Origin of the sequence: Flavobacterium sp. DSR2-3-3 (assembly GCF_049896585.1) — a bacterium.
GTDB lineage: Bacteria > Bacteroidota > Bacteroidia > Flavobacteriales > Flavobacteriaceae > Flavobacterium.
Map to the genome: position 1 here is coordinate 101,402 of NZ_JAFCUP010000002.1, position 19,265 is coordinate 120,666.

General features: G+C 35.4%; 17 protein-coding genes. 9 read left to right on the forward strand and 8 right to left on the reverse strand.

The features are described 5' to 3' along the window. The 7 genes from ACP7AQ_RS03125 (at position 1) to ACP7AQ_RS03155 (ending at position 11,053) form a co-directional block, all read left to right on the forward strand. Complete coding sequence (locus tag ACP7AQ_RS03125; protein WP_426094364.1) at positions 1 to 1,470, forward strand: RagB/SusD family nutrient uptake outer membrane protein; 1,470 nt, start codon at positions 1 to 3, stop codon at positions 1,468 to 1,470. A gap of 87 nt (positions 1,471 to 1,557) precedes the next feature. Further along, complete coding sequence (locus tag ACP7AQ_RS03130; protein ID WP_426094365.1) at positions 1,558 to 2,940, forward strand: glucoamylase family protein; 1,383 nt, start codon at positions 1,558 to 1,560, stop codon at positions 2,938 to 2,940. Between the two features lie 52 nt (positions 2,941 to 2,992). Next, complete coding sequence (locus tag ACP7AQ_RS03135; protein WP_426094366.1) at positions 2,993 to 3,979, forward strand: hypothetical protein; 987 nt, start codon at positions 2,993 to 2,995, stop codon at positions 3,977 to 3,979. 65 nt (positions 3,980 to 4,044) lie between these two features. Then, positions 4,045 to 4,749: a prolyl oligopeptidase family serine peptidase gene (locus ACP7AQ_RS03140; RefSeq protein ID WP_426094367.1), complete on the forward strand. Its 705-nt coding sequence runs from the start codon at positions 4,045 to 4,047 to the stop codon at positions 4,747 to 4,749. Between the two features lie 244 nt (positions 4,750 to 4,993). Further along, positions 4,994 to 7,294, forward strand: a complete 2,301-nt coding sequence (gene bglX, locus ACP7AQ_RS03145; RefSeq protein ID WP_426094368.1) for a beta-glucosidase BglX — start codon at positions 4,994 to 4,996, stop codon at positions 7,292 to 7,294. A 142-nt stretch (positions 7,295 to 7,436) separates the two neighbouring features. Continuing rightward, positions 7,437 to 9,533 (forward strand): glycoside hydrolase family 97 protein, encoded by a 2,097-nt coding sequence (locus tag ACP7AQ_RS03150; protein WP_426094369.1) that lies wholly within the window; start codon positions 7,437 to 7,439, stop codon positions 9,531 to 9,533. Positions 9,534 to 9,673: 140 nt separating this feature from the next. Next, complete coding sequence (locus ACP7AQ_RS03155) at positions 9,674 to 11,053, forward strand: M28 family peptidase (RefSeq protein ID WP_426094370.1); 1,380 nt, start codon at positions 9,674 to 9,676, stop codon at positions 11,051 to 11,053. Positions 11,054 to 11,098: 45 nt separating this feature from the next. On the opposite strand, the gene ACP7AQ_RS03160 is transcribed toward ACP7AQ_RS03155, so the two are convergent. From ACP7AQ_RS03160 to ACP7AQ_RS03175, 4 genes are all read right to left on the reverse strand, one after another. Continuing rightward, the gene (locus ACP7AQ_RS03160; protein WP_426094371.1) at positions 11,099 to 12,193 is read right to left on the reverse strand and encodes a PAS domain-containing sensor histidine kinase; all 1,095 of its coding nucleotides are present in this window, start codon (positions 12,191 to 12,193) and stop codon (positions 11,099 to 11,101) included. A gap of 212 nt (positions 12,194 to 12,405) precedes the next feature. After that, the gene (locus ACP7AQ_RS03165) at positions 12,406 to 13,251 is read right to left on the reverse strand and encodes a hypothetical protein (RefSeq protein WP_426094372.1); all 846 of its coding nucleotides are present in this window, start codon (positions 13,249 to 13,251) and stop codon (positions 12,406 to 12,408) included. 18 nt (positions 13,252 to 13,269) lie between these two features. Continuing rightward, the gene (kdsA, locus tag ACP7AQ_RS03170; RefSeq protein WP_426094373.1) at positions 13,270 to 14,088 is read right to left on the reverse strand and encodes a 3-deoxy-8-phosphooctulonate synthase; all 819 of its coding nucleotides are present in this window, start codon (positions 14,086 to 14,088) and stop codon (positions 13,270 to 13,272) included. Between the two features lie 200 nt (positions 14,089 to 14,288). Continuing rightward, the gene (locus ACP7AQ_RS03175) at positions 14,289 to 14,738 is read right to left on the reverse strand and encodes a 2-dehydro-3-deoxyphosphooctonate aldolase (RefSeq protein ID WP_426094374.1); all 450 of its coding nucleotides are present in this window, start codon (positions 14,736 to 14,738) and stop codon (positions 14,289 to 14,291) included. 194 nt (positions 14,739 to 14,932) lie between these two features. Between ACP7AQ_RS03175 and ACP7AQ_RS03180 the strand changes: the two genes are divergently transcribed. Both ACP7AQ_RS03180 and ACP7AQ_RS03185 read left to right on the forward strand, forming a co-directional pair. Next, positions 14,933 to 15,493 carry a YeeE/YedE family protein gene (locus ACP7AQ_RS03180; RefSeq protein ID WP_426091794.1) on the forward strand — a complete coding sequence of 187 codons (561 nt, stop codon included), beginning with the start codon at positions 14,933 to 14,935 and terminating at the stop codon, positions 15,491 to 15,493. 44 nt (positions 15,494 to 15,537) lie between these two features. Further along, positions 15,538 to 15,954, forward strand: coding sequence for a DUF6691 family protein (locus tag ACP7AQ_RS03185; protein WP_426091675.1), 417 nt, complete (start codon positions 15,538 to 15,540; stop codon positions 15,952 to 15,954). Positions 15,955 to 15,998: 44 nt separating this feature from the next. Here ACP7AQ_RS03185 and ACP7AQ_RS03190 read toward each other — a convergent pair whose 3' ends face one another. The 4 genes from ACP7AQ_RS03190 to prmA form a co-directional block, all read right to left on the reverse strand. Then, on the reverse strand, positions 15,999 to 16,670 hold the full coding sequence (locus ACP7AQ_RS03190) for a lysoplasmalogenase (protein ID WP_426094375.1): 672 nt from the start codon (positions 16,668 to 16,670) through the stop codon (positions 15,999 to 16,001). Between the two features lie 9 nt (positions 16,671 to 16,679). After that, entirely contained in the window at positions 16,680 to 17,951 is a 1,272-nt protein-coding gene (locus ACP7AQ_RS03195) for a sterol desaturase family protein (RefSeq protein WP_426094376.1), read from the reverse strand. Positions 17,952 to 18,045: 94 nt separating this feature from the next. Further along, positions 18,046 to 18,321 carry an ATP-dependent Clp protease adaptor ClpS gene (locus ACP7AQ_RS03200; RefSeq protein ID WP_426094377.1) on the reverse strand — a complete coding sequence of 92 codons (276 nt, stop codon included), beginning with the start codon at positions 18,319 to 18,321 and terminating at the stop codon, positions 18,046 to 18,048. Positions 18,322 to 18,366: 45 nt separating this feature from the next. Next, complete coding sequence (prmA, locus tag ACP7AQ_RS03205; protein ID WP_426094378.1) at positions 18,367 to 19,200, reverse strand: 50S ribosomal protein L11 methyltransferase; 834 nt, start codon at positions 19,198 to 19,200, stop codon at positions 18,367 to 18,369. Positions 19,201 to 19,265: the final 65 nt, after the last annotated feature.

Consider the following 19,265-nt stretch of genomic DNA (forward strand, 5'->3'; position numbering starts at 1 on the left):
ATGAAAAAAATATTTATACCCATAACTTTAGTGGCTGTTGCGCTGCTTGTTACTAATTGTTCAAATGAATTTATAGAAGTAGCTCCGACAGAAAACATTGCCGAAGCCGATTTATTAACAATTTATAATAATAATGATGGCGCAAAAAGCTTTGTAACGGCTGTTTACAGCAACGCATTGAGTTTTAGCGCGAGTTCTTTTTCATGGAACGGATTAACGAGTATGACCTCAGATGATGCTGATAAAGGATCAGATCCTGGAGATTCAGGAACAGATAAAGACAAGTGTGATGCGCTTACTTTGGATGCTACATCTTTATCCGTTCAAGAAGTTTTTGAAACTAATTATCAAGGGATAAGTAAGGCTAACATCGCGTTGAACTACCTTCCCAGATTAGACAAAGCTGATGCTGCCGTTGTGGCACGATTAACAGGTGAAGCTAAATTTCTTCGTGCTTTAATGTATTTCAATTTGGTAAGATGTTACGGTGGTGTGCCAATTGTGGATCACGTTCCGGTACCATCATCTGCTGCAGATACTGATATGACATTAATACGCAAATCGAAAGAAGAAGTATATAAATTCATCGAAACAGATTTATTAGCGGCTATTGCGGCACTTCCTGAAAAATCAGGTTACGCAATTTCTGATTTGGGTAGAGCTACAAAAGGCTCTGCTCATGCTTTATTAGCGAAAGTATATTTATACCAAGGAAATTGGCAAGGTGTCAAAGACCAATGTGCTGCTGTTACAGGTTATAATTTAGTGGCTGATTATGCTACAATTTGGAGAGAAGTTGGCGAAGATAGTGTTGAATCTATTTTTGAAATCCGTGGTTATGGAGGAAATCCATCTCAAGGGATTGAAGGCTATATGGTCTCTCAAGGAGGCAGAGGAACCAGCGGATGGGGTTGGGGTTTCAATACGCCAACTGCAAGTCTAGCTAATTCGTATGAAGCAGGCGATGTGAGAAGAAACGCTACAATTGTTTTTGCGGGCGAAACAATGTGGGATGGCAGAGTGGTTTCTCCATTAGTTGCTAATCCTAGATATAACGAGAAAGCGTATGTAAGTAACACCAAAGAAACATTCAATGGTGATTGGGAAACGACAAAAAACATTCGTGTATTGCGTTATGCAGAAGTTTTATTGATGCAAGCTGAAGCGGCAAACGAAAGTGGGACTGGTGATGTAACTGGGCCTTTAAACAGAGTCAGAAACAGAGCTGGTTTAGCCAAAACAACTGCTACAGGACAAGTTGCTTTGAGAGCTGCAATTAGAACAGAAAGAAGACATGAGTTGGCTTTTGAACATGACAGATGGTTTGATATTGTAAGAACAGGTCAAGCAAAATCAGCTATGGCTGCTGACGGAAAAACTTTTGTTGAAGGAAAACATGAATTGTTTCCAATTCCTCAAAAATTTATCACGCAAGCGGATGGAAAAGCGACACAAAATCCAGGGTATTAATTAAAAATAAATCCCAAACCTTTTCTCTTTCCTAATGTATTTCGGGAAGGAGCTAGGGTAAAGGAAAACTACATAAAAAATCTAAAAATGATTAAATTTTCAGCTTTATTTATGCTCATTACTTTTCTTGGATGTGATTCTTCCGGACCAAGCACAGATAATGGTCCCGTAATTACTCCACCAGTTACTGTTACTCCGGTTGTAAAACTAACGGACGAGGAATTGTTGGATGTCGTTCAAAAACAAACTTTTGCTTATTTTTGGGATTATGCGGAGTCCAATTCTGGGATGGCTAGGGAGCGCTATATTCCTCAGGATCCTTCATTTGATCAAAATATTGTTACCACAGGTGGTTCTGGTTTTGGTCTGATGGCTATCGTTTCAGGAATGTCTCGTGGTTATATTTCAAAAGCACAAGGAGCAGAACGTCTGAACAAAATCGCTAATTTTCTAAATACTGCGGAGCGTTTTCACGGAGCTTGGCCGCATTGGATAAATGGTACTACAGGTCGCGTTATTCCTTTTGGAACAAAAGATAACGGTGGTGATTTAGTAGAAACCTCTTTTTTAGTGGCCGGTATGATCACCGTTCGAGAATACTTTAAAAACGGAACAACCGAAGAAAAAGCAGTAGCCCAAAAATTCGATCAGTTATGGAAAGGAGTGGACTGGAAATGGTACACCAACAATCAGAATAAATTATTCTGGCACTGGTCTCCTAATTACAACTGGGAAATGAATTTTCCTCTGGAAGGCTACAATGAATGTCTAATTACGTATGTTGTGGCAGCAGCTTCGCCGACACATGCAATTGCTCCGGCTGCTTATCACGAAGGTTGGGCAAGAAGCGGCGGCATAGTTTCATCCAAAACTAAATACAATCTCCCTTTGATTTTAAAACATAATGGTGCCGAAGAATTTGGCGGACCATTATTTTGGGCTCACTATTCTTATTTGGGTTTAGATCCAAATCAATTGACGGATAAATATGCCAATTATTGGGATTTAAATTCCAATCATACTAAAATCAACTATTTATATGCAGTGGCCAATCCAAAAAGTTTCAAAGGATACGGCGCTAATTATTGGGGATTGACAGCTTCGTATTCTCGTAATGGCGATGGTTCTATTGGATATGATGCTCACATGCCAAGCAATGATAAAGGCGTTATTTCACCAACTGCAGCGATAAGCTCGATTGTGTATACACCGCTGGAAAGTATAGCATTCATCCGTAATTTATATGAAAATTATAAAACAGAAACTTGGGGCGTTGCGGGATTTTATGACGCACATAGTCAGCATTATCAATGGACTGCGCAACGTTATTTGGCAATAGACCAAGGACCCGAAATGGTTATGTTGGAGAATTATCGTACCGGTTTATTGTGGCAATTATTTATGAATGCTCCTGAGGTAAAACAAGGTTTGATTAATCTTGGTTTTCATTCTGGTAAATATGGATTTTAAGCAAATCCACTCATATAAATAAAAATTATTAGTAATTAATAAAATATAAAACATGAAAAATAGTATAAAAATATTTTGTCTGACTACGGTGTTTTCAATGCAGTTACTGACAAGTTGCTCGGATAATGTAGACGCGAATGAGCCATTAGAATACCCTCCAATTGGTTCTTATAATACTTCTGATGATGTAAATGCTGGAAATCTGATTGCAAAATGGAGTTTCGATAATAGCATTGCTGATTCAAAAGGCGGCCTTACCGGAACTGGGAAAAATGTAGCCTACACCGAAGGTATCAAAGGTCAGGCTTTTCAAGGTTCTAAAGCTCAGGAGCGCTATGCAGTTTACAACAATGCAACTGCTGTAGGTGCGTTGAGTAGTTTCAGTTTCAGTTTTTGGATGAAATCCGGCCAAACCGTTCCTGATGGCGGTGCTCCGGGACAAGGGAAAGGAATTCAAGGAATCTTTTCTTTAGTAAACCCGGCTGGTTTTTGGGGAGGATTAAACTTGTTTCTTGAAAATCCTGATAATGCCAGACCTAATACTCTTCGTTTGAAAATGGGGATTGAAAACAAGAGGGTTGCTTGGGGTGGACAAGGTCCTATTTTTAATATCGATGGAGCAATTGATACCTGGATTCAAGTGGTTTTAACCTATGATGCTGTAACTTCGAGATACACCGTTTATAAAAATGGAGAAAAAGGAACGACTAGTATTTATGGAACGCCTTATGGTCCTTTTACGGACTTAAACGGTTCTTGTATTCTTTACGGGGATAATCCAGGTGGACCTGACGGAAGCAATGCCAATCCTAATAATGCTCCATTGTACGGTGCATTGGTTTTTGCAACTCCTAATTTATCTCAACTAGTGATTGGATCTAATCAATTCAGTACTTCACCATCGTTAACAACCACGCATGGAGACGAAGGCTGGGCAACAGATTATGCTGGATTGCTGGACGAAATGAGAATTTTTAAATCAGCTTTAAACGCTAGCGAAGTAGTTGCTCTTTATAAATTGGAAAAAACAAATAGATAATAATTCATAAAGTAAAAACAGATTACTGAATCTTAAAAGTAATCTGTTTTTTTAATTCTTTTCTAATGAATCCAAAGCTTCTTTTTCTTCTCTTAATGGTAACCCATTTTTCGTTTTCACAAAATGATATAATTGGTACCATAAAAACGGAAATCGTCCAAAAACGTGAATTAGCGTATGTTTTACATATTCCAAAAAATACCAAAGAAAAAAAACCTCTGCTTATTTTTTTGCACGGTTCTGGAGAAAAAGGAATGGATATTGAAAAAGTAAAAGTGCACGGACCGTTCAAGTATTTGAAAAGTCACGACCTAGACGCCTATGTTTTGGCTCCACAATGTCCGGAGAATGAATATTGGAATGAAGAAGTGTTGTATCGATTGATTTTAAAAATCCAGAAAGAATACAATATTGATCATAGCAGAATTTATCTCACTGGTCTTAGTATGGGGGCTTGGGGCGCTTGGAATCTAGCTTTTGCACATCCTGAAATTTTTGCGGCTTTAGTGCCCATTGCAGGATATGTGGATAGAATTCCAATGGTAGAAAATTGTAAAATCGAAGCTATACCTATTCGGATTTTTCACGGATTATTAGATGATGTTGTCAATGTGGAGTATTCCATTTCGATGTATAAAAAATTAAAAAGTTGTAACGCCAATGTGGAATTAACCATTTTTGATGACGCAAATCACGACAGTTGGTCCCGTGTATATGACAACCAAGAAATTTATGATTGGATGTTTAAACAAACAAAAAACAAACAATAAACGCAGGTCCAACGCATTAAAAATTGAACCACATAGAAACATAGAATTTAATTTAATTTTTGATTTAAATCTGTTCCGAACAGTCTAAATATAGGTGACCTAGAAAAAAAGCCAAACCTTTTTTTTCTATCGTGAACTCCTATCATCGCCAAAAATTTATTTTTAAAGAAATAAACACTATGTTTCTATGTGGTTTAAACTTAATTTATTTTAATGCGTTTGATCTAATAACAAACAGACAAAAATGAAAATCAAACTTATTATACTACTTTTTGGAATTTCTCTCTTTGGCTACAGCCAAAAAAAGCAAACTAAAAAGAACGTTAAAATTAAACCGAAAACAGAATTTGTTGCCGAATTAATATTGAAAATGACTTTGGAAGAAAAAATTGGGCAATTAAATTTACCCACTTCGGGAGATATTACAACTGGTGCTGCCAATAGTTCTAATGTAGCTAAAAATATCGAAGATGGAAAAGTAGGCGGTTTATTCAATATCAAGTCCGTTCAAAAAATTAGAGAAGTACAGAAAATTGCTGTCGAAAAAAGCCGATTGAAAATTCCGTTACTTTTTGGAATGGACGTTATTCACGGGTATGAAACGACCTTTCCTATTCCGCTTGGATTGTCTTGTACTTGGGACATGAAATTGATTGAACGCTCCGCTCAAATTGCAGCGAAGGAAGCCAGTGCTGATGGTATCAACTGGACATTTTCGCCTATGGTTGATATTTCTCGCGATCCGCGTTGGGGAAGAGTTTCTGAAGGTTCTGGTGAAGATCCATTTTTGGGAAGCCAAATTGCAAAAGCAATGGTCAACGGCTATCAACAAAATGATTTGTCTCTTAATAACACCATTTTGGCTTGTGTCAAACATTTTGCTTTGTACGGCGCGCCTGAGGCAGGACGTGATTATAATACAGTTGATATGAGTAGAATCAGAATGTATAATGATTATTTTCCACCGTATAAAGCCGCTGTTGATGCTGGAGTTGGTTCGGTTATGGCTTCTTTTAATGAAGTAGATGGAATTCCTGCAACCGGAAATAAATGGTTAATGACGGATGTGTTGCGCAAGCAATGGGGATTTGACGGTTTTGTGGTAACTGATTTTACAGGAATTCCTGAAATGATTGAGCACGGAATGGGAGATTTACAAACCGTATCTGCTTTGGCATTAAATGCCGGCATTGAAATGGATATGGTGGGCGAAGGTTTCCTGACGACTTTAAAGAAATCATTGGAAGAAGGAAAAGTAACTATCGAACAAATAGATAATGCAACTCGTCTTATTTTGAATGCCAAATATGATTTGGGATTGTTCCATGATCCCTATAAATATTGTGATGAAAATAGAGCTAAAACCGAAGTTTTTACAAAAAGCCACAGAGCTGAAGCAAGAACGATTTCAGCACAATCTTTAGTTTTATTAAAGAATCAAAACCAGTTGCTTCCTTTAAAAAAGTCAGGAACTATTGCTTTAATCGGACCATTGGCTGATGCCAAAGAAAATATGGCGGGTACTTGGAGTGTGGCCACCAATATGGAAAAATCTATTTCACTATTGGCAGGAATAAAAGAAGTAGCGGGGAATGGAACCAAAGTGCTTTACGCCAAGGGAAGCAATCTGGATTATGATGCTGCTTTCGAGGAAAAAGCGACTATGTTCGGGAAAACCTTGCACCGAGACAGTAGAACTACGGAAGAATTATTGGCAGAGGCTTTGAAAATAGCGAATCAATCGGATATAATTGTTGCTGCCCTTGGCGAATCAGCAGAAATGTCCGGAGAAAGCAGCAGCCGAACTAATCTTGAAATTCCACAAGCGCAGAAAGATTTATTACAAGCCTTATTGAAAACAGGAAAACCGGTTGTGTTAGTTTTATTTACAGGTCGTCCATTGGTTTTAGTACAGGAAAACGAAACAGTTCCGGCTATTTTGAATACTTGGTTTGCCGGAAGTGAAGCAGGTGCGTCCATCGCGGATGTTTTGTTTGGAGATGAAAATCCTTCCGGAAAATTGACAACTACGTTCCCAAGAAGCGTTGGTCAGGTGCCTATTTATTACAACCAAAAAAATACGGGAAGACCATTAGGAAACAAAGAAGGTAAGTTCGAAAAATTCAGATCGAATTATATTGACGAAAGAAATGAACCTTTATTTCCTTTTGGTTTTGGATTGAGTTACACGACTTTTGGATATTCTAACTTGAAAATTTCATCTGATAAAATGAACTTCAATGAGAAAGTAAAAGTTACTGCAGATGTAACTAATACCGGTAATTATGATGGTAAAGAAGTGGTTCAATTGTATATACGAGATTTAGTGGGTTCAGTTACAAGGCCACTAAAAGAGTTGAAAGGATTCCAAAAAGTATTCATTAAAAAAGGAGAAAAACAAACACTTACTTTTGAAATTTCTGTTGAAGAATTAAAATTTTACAATTCGGATTTACAGTTTATAGCAGAACCTGGTACTTTTCAGGTTTTTGTTGGTACAAATTCGAACACAGACATCAAAGTTAGTTTTGATTTGATTAAATAGATTTGGTTTGTTTATTTATGATCGGCCCTTCAGTACTTTTACTGAAGGGTTTTTTTTAACAAAAAAATAGTATTTGTTATAAGTTACACTTTGAAAAACGGCTATTTTATTTACTTTTATCAATTCAAAAAAATCATTCAAAATGAAATATTTATTTTTTCTTTTTCTACTTTTTCTGTTCAATTTTGGGAATGCCCAAAGCGTTCAATCCCCATCTGGGAAAATAGTCTTAAATTTCAAATTAGCGGCTAATGGACAACCGTCATACGCTGTAAGTTACAAAAACAAAGCGGTTATTTTAGAAAGTGCATTAGGCATAAAATTAAAGGAAAAACCAGCTTTAGATGCTAATTTTGAAATCCTGACTTCAAAAACTTCTAGTTTCAACGAATCTTGGAAACCAGTTTTAGGGGAACAATCCAGCATCGTAAATCATTATAATGAACTTATAATTTCTTTAATCAGCAAAGAATCTAAAGTAAAAATGAATATCATTTTTAGAATTTTTGATGAAGGAGTAGCTTTCAGATACGATTTTCCAAAACAGGCGGAGCTAAATTATTTTATCATTTCTGATGAGGTTACGCAATTCAACTTAACCGAAAACAATAAAGTATTCTGGATTCCAGGAGATTTCGACAGCAATGAATACGAATACAATGAAACTAAATTTTCAGACATTGATAATAGCAAAATCAATATGAACAACGGAATTGGAGTGAAATCGATTCCTGGTAAATATATGGTCCAAACGCCATTAATGATGAAAGTGCCATCAGGATTGTATCTTAATATTTTTGAAGCGGCATTGGTCAATTATCCGGTGATGCACCTGAATGCTGATGTGACGAATTACAAATTGAAAGCTGAATTGGTTCCTAATGCCATTGGTGATAAAGCCTATTTGCAAACACCCTGCGTATCGCCTTGGAGAACAATCATGATTAGCGATGATGCCAGAGATATTGTGGCTTCTAAAATGATTTTGAACCTTAACGAACCATCAATATTAGAAGATACTTCTTGGATTAAACCTATGAAATATGTTGGGATTTGGTGGGAAATGCACGTAGGGAAATCCACTTGGGATTATGCAGGCTCTCAAAATGCCACTAATTTTGCAGATGCACCAAAAGCGTCTGGAAAACACGGCGCTACTACTGAGAATACTAAAAGATACATTGATTTTGCTGCAAAAAATGGTTTCGACGGTGTACTTGTTGAAGGATGGAATGTAGGTTGGGAAGATTGGAACGGGAATTGGAAAGAAGAAGTTTTTGATTTTACAACGCCGTATCCGGATTTCGATATTGCGGCTCTTTCAGCTTACGCCAAAGAAAAAAAGGTTAAAATGATTATGCATCATGAAACATCTGGTTCTGTTAGTAATTATGAAAGACACTTGGATCGCGCTTTTGATTTAATGAAAAAATACGAGTATCCGGCTGTAAAATCAGGTTATGTGGGTAAAATTATACCACGTGGAGAGTTTCATGACGGCCAAACGATGGTGAATCATTTCAATTTTGTTGCAAAACGTGCGGCCGATTATAAATTAATGGTTAACTCTCATGAATCTTCAAGACCAACTGGTTACGGAAGAACGTATCCTAATTACATCGCTGCCGAAGCGGCTCGTGGTAATGAATTCAATGCCTGGAGCGTTGGAAATCCACCTATGCACGAAACTATTTTGCCATTTACAAGACAATTGGGCGGACCTATGGATTACACGCCGGGAATATTTGAAATAAAAATGAGTTATTATGATAAAAATAAAACGGAGCAGGTTCATACGACTTTAGCCAAACAACTGGCTTTGTACGTAACCATGTATTCTCCGTTGCAAATGGCAGCCGATTTGTTAGAAAATTACGAGAAATACCCAGATGCTTTTCAGTTTATCAAAGACGTTGAAACAGATTGGGACGAAAGCAAGTATTTAGAAGCAGAACCGGGAGATTATATTACTGTTGCCCGAAAAACAAAAGGAAAAGAAACTTGGTTTCTTGGCGCAATTACTGATGAGAATGCCAGAAAATCAGAGATCAAATTAGACTTTCTGACCAAAGGCAAAAAATACAAAGCCATAATTTATGAAGATGCGAAAGATGCCGATTGGAAAAACAATCCAATTGCGTACCAAATCAAAACAATTGTGGTGACCAGCAAATCAAAAATTAATTTGAATTTGGCTCCGGGAGGAGGAACAGCAATCAGTTTTGAACCTATCCAATAATACTTAAATCCTTCAAGAATTTAAAACTTGCACGATTTTTTTTGAATCATACCTCAGATATTCGTTAAAAATTACGAAATTGCCACAGCAACCAAAACCAAAATTGTAAAGAAAAATACCAAAAAAGACCTGAATTTATTATGAAAAAATCAATTGTTTTAGCCACACTTTTGTTTGGTGGAATTACTGCTTTTGCGCAAACCAAAGACGAGCAAACTTTAAAGGAAATATACAAATCATCCTTGACCGATGCTAAATGCTATCCTTGGCTGGACCATTTATCCAATACCATTGGATCCCGATTATCAGGTTCAACTGGAGCAGAGAAAGCGGTTTTGTATGCCAAAGCACAGTTGGAAACACTGGGATTAGATAAGGTGTATCTTCAGGAAGTAATGGTGCCAAAATGGGTGAGGGGCCAAAAAGAAATCGCTTATTTACAAGTGGGAAAACAAAAAATAACTTTTCCAGTATGTGCGCTTGGTGGCTCCGTTGCCACTCCTAAAAAAGGAATACAAGCAGCTGTGCTGGAAGTAAAGAGTTTAGAAGAATTAACCGCATTAGGGGAAGAAAAAGTAAAAGGAAAAATCATCTTCTTCAACAGAGCGATGAATCCTGAATTTATCGAAACTTTTAAAGCATACGGAAGTTGTGTCGACCAAAGATCATCAGGAGCCAGAGAAGCCGGGAAACTGGGTGCAGTAGCCGTAATTGTCAGATCGATGAATTTGCGCTTGGATGATTTACCGCATACCGGAGCAACTAATTATGGTGAAATCGCCAAAGGACAACGAATTCCGGCTGCTGCTATTAGTACAAATGGAGCCGAACTTTTAAGCAAAAGTTTAAAACAAAATCCGAACGCATTATTTTATTTCAAACAATCCTGTCAGACCTTTGACGATATTTTATCGTATAATGTGGTAGGAGAGATGACGGGTTCTGAACATCCTGAAAGAATAATGGTCGTTGGCGGGCATCTTGATTCCTGGGATTTGGGAGACGGATCTCACGATGATGGCGCTGGTTGTGTGCAAAGTATGGAAATACTGAATATCTTCAAAAATATTGGGTATAAGCCTAAAAATACGTTGCGTGTGGTGTTGTTTATGAACGAAGAAAACGGTGTTAGAGGCGGTAAAGAATATGAAACACTATCTAATAAAAACAATGAGAATCATATTTTTGCTTTAGAAAGTGATTCGGGCGGGTTCTCACCAAGAGGATTTTCAATTGATTCTGATGAAGCTAATTTCAATAAAATCAGTAGTTGGGCCACGTTATTCGAACCATATTTAATTCACAAATTTGTAAAAGGACATTCCGGTGTTGATATTGGTCCTTTACAATCCAATCATATCGTAAAAGTGGGATTGCAACCGGATTCACAACGTTATTTTGATTACCATCATGCTTCAAATGACACTTTCGATGCTGTCAACAAAAGAGAGTTGGAACTTGGAGCAGCGGCTATGGCTTCCTTACTTTATCTGATGGATCAAAATGGTATAGCAAAATAAAAAAACTCTAATTTGAAGGTGCTAAAATCATTTTTTTTTTTTTTTTCAATATTTGAAAGAAATAGTGAAGGTAGCACCTTCATTTATTTTACTCTCCACTGCAATTTTGCCACCTAATCTAGTAATATGATTGTAAACCAGATACAATCCTATACCGTTACTATCAACATTGCTATGGAATTTTTCGTACAATCCAAAAATCTTATCTTTAACTTTTTCCATATCAAAACCAAGTCCATTATCAGAAAAAATTAATTGATTCACTCCGTTGACTTTTCTAGATTGGATGGTAATAACGGGTGCTTGATGCGGTTTTGTATATTTAATGGAATTAGTGAGTAAATTTAAAAAAATACTTTTGATGTATGCTTTGTTAAAAATAACTTGTTCAAAAGCTGAAAAGTCAATATTAATAATTGCTCTTGAATCTCTTACCAAAGAATTTATAGAGGCAAGGACTTCGTGAAGGGATTCATTTAAATTTATTTCTTCTATTTGAGTATTGATACTCTCATTTTCAACTAATTTATCGATAGAATCATTTAAAGTTTTTTTTAAGTTTTCACTGATTAATTTAAGAATTTCTATTAACTCTAACGTTTCTGGATCATTAATTTTTGAAACATCAATAAGGCTGAAAACAGAAAGCATATTATTTATGGGAGACTTTAAATCATGTGAAGTTTTATGAGACAAAAGCGTAAGTTCCTTATTGATTTGTGTAAGGTTTGTAAGAAGTAAATTCCGTTCTTCTTCAACTCTTTTTTTATGCGTGATGTTCTTGGCAATGGCGTACACTAATTTCTCGGATTCCACGGGCATTGATGTCCATGACAACCAGACAATCTCCCCGCTTTTAGTTAAATAACGGTTTTCGAAATTCAAAAGAGGTTTATTTTTGTATACTTCTTCCCTTGTTTTTATGGTAATTTGGAGGTCGGCGGTGTAAATAAAACTGCTGATTGGTCTGGAATATAATTCCTCTTCCGTAAAGCCTAATAATTTTGAAACAGCAGGATTTATTCTTTTAAAATAACCATCAAATCCTGCAATGCAGATAAAATCAGCTGAGATATTAAAGAAATTATCAAAGTGATAGTCCGTTTTTAAAGAAGATATAATGGTGTTATTTTTGGTCATTTATAATTTTAAAGAACTTTTTCGTGTTAACATTATTCAACTTGAAATAAACAAATTCGATGGTTAAATTTAACTAATTAAAATTTAAATAAAGAAAAAAAATCAAACAATTCAACGGTTGTTAATTTTATACTTTTTGATTTATTTTAAGTGAAATTCATAAAAAAAGCCATCATAAATGACAGCTTTAATGATTTTTGACAATGGATGTATTAAATTCTAAAAATTCCTCCCACGGCAATGATTCTCTGAAAAAAGAAAAAATCTTGTGAGGCACTGTCTTCGGCATTTTCGGTAGTTCGTATGTCCTGCATAGTAATATAGCCACCTTTCAGCTCTCCTTGAATATAAAAGTGTTTGAAAAAAGTAACATTTAAACCTGCTTTCAATGAAGTTCCATAACCTGAAACATGAAAGTCATCGTGACGTTCTTTTCCTAACAAAGTTGTGTTTGTTTTTGGGTATAATAATCCAAGACCAACACCCTCTGTTAAATTAACTTGAATTTTGTCGGTATTTCCAATTTTGAAAATAGACGAAATATCATCATGTCTTGATAACTCAGTATTTACATAATTTAAACCATCAGTGTGTTCGTACTTAAGAAATTCTTCAGTCAGAAGCACTTGATTATTGCCCAATAACTCATCATAAGATCCCGGATTTGGATAATACCCATTGATGTCAACGGCCTTATTTTGTGACATCACATATTTCATGTGATCTACGCCTATAGCAATACTGTAATGATCGTTCATGAAATACCCCATTCTAAAATTAGTCTGAGGTATGGTCATACGGGCTGGATTGATGTAGTCTACATGCCAGCCTTTTGGTTTGTCGTGTGCTTGAACATTTTCTAGGGTAAAATCGTAATCTTTACCTTGAAAAGTTATGTCTGATTTGGAGTAACTGTCTCTGTTTCCTCCCCATGAAATAAAAAATTTCCCTTTGTTATGAGTTGAATATTTACCTCGAATTTCTGTAGTTTCCTGTGCAATTGTGTTATTGGTAAATAAAATAGTAAGGAATGCGGAATATAATAAAAAATGTTTCAATGAATTTGGGGCCTAAATTTAAAATGAATTTATTGTTTTTCTAATTGCGACTAATTTGGTCATTAAGGATTCAAAATAATCCAAATGCAACATATTAGCACCATCGCTTTTTGCGTTAGCAGGATCAAAATGGGTTTCTATAAAGATTCCATCCACGCCTACCGCAATACCAGCTTTGGCAATAGTTTCAATCATATCAGGCCTTCCACCAGTTATACCAGCCGTTTGGTTGGGTTGTTGCAAGGAGTGCGTAACATCAAGAACAGTGGTAGCGTATTGTTGCATCGTAGGAATTCCTCTAAAATCAACAATCATGTCTTGGTAGCCAAACATCGATCCTCTATCTGTAACCATCACTTTTTCATTGTGACAATCCAATACTTTTTGAACAGCATGTTTCATGCTTTCAGGGCTCATGAATTGTCCTTTTTTCAAGTTGACTACTTTTCCTGTATTGGCAGCAGCCATAACTAAATCCGTCTGACGCACTAAAAAAGCTGGAATTTGTAACACATCAACATATTGAGCCGCCATATCCGCATCTTCATTGGTATGAATATCCGTAACAGTGGGAACTTTAAAAGTTTCCGAAACTTTTCTAAGGATTTTTAATGCTTTCTCGTCTCCAATTCCTGAAAAACTGTCAATTCTAGAGCGGTTTGCTTTCTTGAAAGAACCCTTAAAAACGAAAGGGATTTGTAAATTTTCAGTAATACCAACTAATTTTTCGGCAATTCGCATCGCCATTTCTTCTCCTTCAATGGCGCAAGGCCCTGCAAGTAGGAAGAAGTTGCCGCTGTCAGTATATTTGATTTGTGGAATATGTTGTAGGTTCATAATATGATTTTTTAAAGGTGCAAAGGTAGTTATGATTTGCGATTTACGATTTACGATTTCCAAATAATTTCCCGCATTAACTTTTTTTTAGGAGCTGTTTCCTGCTGTCCGTTACAATCTCCCTAAAAAACAGGAGGATTTTCCCTTCCATCAGGGCTACGGATTTGGTTTACAAGGATGTTAGGGTATTCTAAAATCTATTATTTTTTTAATGAAAGTCCCAATGGAACCATCAAAACTCCTTTTTCATAGATGTTTAAATATAGTAAAACTGGTTTTTTCTGGCCCACCCATTTTAATTCATAAACATCCAAAAATCCTGCACCCAACTCGCTTCTTTTTGTTGGAAACGGGCAACAGCTTTCCAGTTTAGAAAATGTGATATTTTCGCCTTTTGGACCCGCTAACGCATTCAAAAACCTACCTTGATTTATTGTTTCGTTTTCGGTGTTGTTAAAGAAAATATTGATTGGGTAATCTTTGTCGTAGCCATATTTTTTGTCTTTACTGTATTCGGTAATCACAAAAGTATTGTCTTTTGAAAGAGTAAGATTTGGCGCTTTATCATCTGTGTTTTTCAAAGTAGATTGTGTACTGGAGCAAGATGTTATTCCAATTAGTAATGCAATAAAAAGGATTGATTTTTTCATATTTAAAATAATTTTACAGGTAAAGTTTAAAATAGCAATTACAGTACCATGTAATTTAAATAATACAAATATAAACAGAACTTTAAACCTTACAGCGTGTTCCCGTAATAATTTGAATTCGCACTTTTTAACTGTCAGAACTATTTCTTCCAAAATTTCGTAAAATGCTTCTTATCTTTGCACAAAAAAACAATATGGATATTATTTTTCAAACATGGTCCTGGTATTTTTCTGGGTTTTTGATTGGTATGATTATGCTTTCTTTGATTTATTTTGGAAAGTCGTTCGGGATGTCTTCTAACTTGCGTTCATTGTGTTCAATGGCTGGTTTAGGAAAACGAGTAGCCTTTTTTGATTTTGATTGGAAAGCACAACGGTGGAATTTAGTAGTCGTTCTAGGAGCTATGTTAGGTGGTTTTGTTGCCGTGCATTTTATGAGTGATGCTTCAAATGTGGCTATTAATCCAAAGACGATTGCACAATTAGCACAACTTGGTATTGAAGCTCCAAACGGAAAATTATTGCCGGATGCTCTTTTTGGAACAGCAATTTTACAATCACCAAAAAGTATTTTCATACTACTCATTGGTGGTGTTTTGATAGGTTTTGGTTCTCGTTATGCCGGTGGTTGTACTTCTGGACATGCAATTTCAGGTTTGAGTAATTTACAAATTCCTTCTTTAAAAGCAGTTATCGGATTTTTTATCGGTGGGTTGATAATGGTACATTTTTTATTGCCATTAATTGTAAAGTAGAAAATAGATAAGCTCTAATTATTTAAAAATTTAAAATATAAAGCATGAAAAATATACTAAAATATATATTGGTTGGATTTATTTTTGGAATTGTTCTAACCAAATCTGAAGCTGTTTCTTGGTATCGCATTTATGAAATGTTTCAATTTCAGTCGTTTCACATGTTCGGAATTATTTCTGTGGCTATTTTGACAGGAATTATTGGTATTCAAATCATAAAAAGAAATAACATAAAAGACATTAAAGGAGAATCGATTGAAATTCCGGATAAAGAAAAAGGATCTGCACGATACTGGATTGGTGGATTGTTTTTTGGATTGGGATGGGCTTTGGTCGGTTCTTGCCCAGGTCCTATATTTATCTTGTTGGGAGCCGGTTTTTGGACTGTTTCAATAGTACTTTTTGGCGCACTTTTGGGAACTTATTTATATGGATTATTAAAAAATAAATTACCTCATTAATCGAAAAATAGCTTAAATCAAAGTAGCGTTTTCGTATGAAGATGCTACTTTTTTTTGTTTAATTTTAAAATCCCAATGACAATCAAATACTGCGCAAGCAAATAGGTAGCCATAATCAGTAAGGAACTGTATTGCAACGGCGCATAGAATTTATCAAAGGCCAAAAGACTATCAGAAGCTACAAAAACGATAGCTCCAATTAAAATATAGCTATTGGCAGGTTTTTGCCAGTTTAAGAATCCTTTGAGCGCAAACAATAACATAATTGAAATTGTCAGCGCATAAACAAAAACAGGAATTTTTAAATCACCCAGACTTGGCAGTAAAATCAGCATTATTACTATTAAATAGAAGGCAATTGCGGTAACTCCAACCCAAAAAATGATTTTACTTTTTTTTAAATTAATCTTTAATTGTTTGCTAAATAGTATTATGTAGGAAATATGCGAAAGTAGAAAGGCAATCAATCCTGCGATAAAATACAATTCTCCTTTGTCAGCGAACATCAAAATAATATCACCTACCCATGACAAAGTCAAAGCGGTTAAAAGAATGTTCTTAGTAGAGAACCTTTCTTGAAAATAAACAGCTAAAAGTAAAAATGGCAATAAAAAAGGTTTTAAAAACCAAGCTGTATATTCATTCCCAAAAAATATAAACGAAAGATAAACGAGACTAAATCCGATAAAACTATTTAATATTACGTTGCTTTTCATATTTTGTTTTTAAGATTGCGTTACAATCATTTTTTCTTTTTCGAAATTAATACTGACAAAATATATAGTTACAATCAATGACAAGATCAGATAAACTGCAACGACATAACTCGCAAAAGGAAATAGTTGGTCCATGCCAAACCAACCTCCAAAATAGAAGATTAGTCCAATTCCGAATGTAAAACGAATACTTTCCCAGAATACAGAAATTTTCCGGGTGTCCATCAGTTCTGTGTAACTGTAAACGGTCAGGAAGATGAATGCGCCGTAAATAAATACATTTGGCAAACCTATTTTGGCAATGGAATTATACATATAACTAATAAGTAACAATGTAATGATAGCTTGAAATAAGGACCAGTACATCAGTTTTTTAGAATGTTGAACTCCATATTTTTCAAAATCATAAACATTGGTGATTTTGGTTACGGGATATTTCTCTTCAAAATTTTCTGGACGCCAGCCTGTTGGTTTAAACCAAATGGTAAACTTGTCTTTCCAGTTTTCAGCGCGCCAAGAATCTGTAATCAGCAACCATAAATGCTGAAAATTAATCCTAATGGGATTCCAGGTTCTCGCTGGTCTCGTGATTCCAAAAACTGGTGGAACAGTTTCTAATTCCGCTTGAAAAGTACCAAACAATTTATCCCAAATGATGAATACCTGTGAATGATTCTTGTCCATATATTCTGGGTTAATGGCATGATGAACCCTGTGATGTGATGGCGAAACCAGTATGTTTTCCAGAAAACCAATTTTCTTTATGTGCTTGGTGTGATACCAGAATTGGAGGAATAAATGAATCGGCAACGTTATTGCAATTACTTTGGAGGGAACTCCTAAAAGAGCAGCCGGGATTAATAAAAAGGTAAATAGATTGACAAAACTGGAAATAGGTTGGCGTAGGGCACAGGCCAGATTGAATTCCTCACTACTATGATGAATAGCATGTTTGTTCCATAAAAAATTAATTTGATGAGACCAACGATGACTCCAATAGCCATAAAAATCTATAGCAATAAATCCAATAAAATAGGTGAAAATGTTAGCCTCAAGATCGAATAATGCTATTTTAGAGACAATCCAATTGTAGGAAACCAGCGTAATGCTAAGTCCCAAAACATCTTTCATCGAGTTCACCATTCCAGAGCTCACGCTGGAAACAGAATCCATGTTAGGTGACGTATCTTCCCCTTTGTAATGCCCATAAATTTTCTCGATGATAATCAATATCAAAAAGACGGGCATCACAAAAACTAAAATTTTACCATATTCTTCCATAAAAACACTTTATATTACTCAAATATAGAATAAAAGAGAATGTTTTTGAATTATTCACAGTAATTTATTTCTCAATGGGAAGTTCTTATTCTTCTTAAATTATTTCTGCATTCAATCCTGCTTCTAATAATTGGGTGCATTGTGGTTTCAATTTTTCGTAAGGACCCGTTTTGACGGTACATTTGCCATTATAATGCACAATTAATGAACATTGTTCGGCTTGTTCCGGAGTGTGATTACAAACGCGAATTAAAGTTTCAATGACATGATCAAAAGTATTTTCATCATCATTATAAACAATGATTTCGTTGTTTAAACTCGCGGACTCTTTTACACTAACTCTCTCTCTTACTTTTTCTTTAGTACTCATTTTGTACGTTTTTGTACTTTCGTAATTAATAAAAAAATAATACCACTAATTTACGAATTTTAAAGATACCCAATTGTTTCTTTCAAATTTTTTAACATACGTAAGGCCTTTTTCGGTGCACGAAGCGTCTATAAATGGTATATCTTCGTGATAAAACCCGCTTAGAAGTAGTGTTCCATTAGAATTTAAACTGTCTACGTAATTTTGCATATCGTTCAACAAAATATTCCTGTTAATGTTGGCTATAATTAAATCGTATTTTTTGCCTTCCAGTAATGCAGCTTCACCTTCATAAACTGTAATATGTTTGCAATTATTGCGTTCGGCATTTTCAATGGAGTTTAAATAACACCAATTGTCAATGTCAATAGCATCAATTGGTTGGGCACCTTTCATCTCTGCAAGAATCGCTAAAATGGCAGTTCCGCATCCCATATCAAGGGTTTTCATTCCGGTAACATCCATTTCCAACAAATGCTGAATCATCATGTGTGTAGTCTCATGATGACCTGTTCCAAAACTCATTTTTGGCTCGATAACGATATCAAATTCGGCATTCGTTTTTGGGTGAAAAGGAGCACGTACGTGACAATTTCCCTCTACATCAATGGCTTTAAAATTCTTTTCCCATTCTTCATTCCAGTTTATTTGGTCAATTTCTTCAAAAGTATAATCAATCGTAAACTCTTTGGATTGTAAAATGTGAATATCTTCTAAAATAGTTTCATCCCATAAATCCTTTTGAACAAAAGCCGAAATCCCTGTTTCAGTTTCTGTGAAACTTTCGAAGGCTTTTTCGCCCAACTCTGCAATTAGTATTTCAGAGCCTAATTCTTTTGGAGTAACAGTAAAATGATACCCAATATAAATGTTTGACATGCTTATTTTTTTTGCAAAGGTAACAATCACTATTTAAACCGCATTTGTAAATCAAATTTTATTTT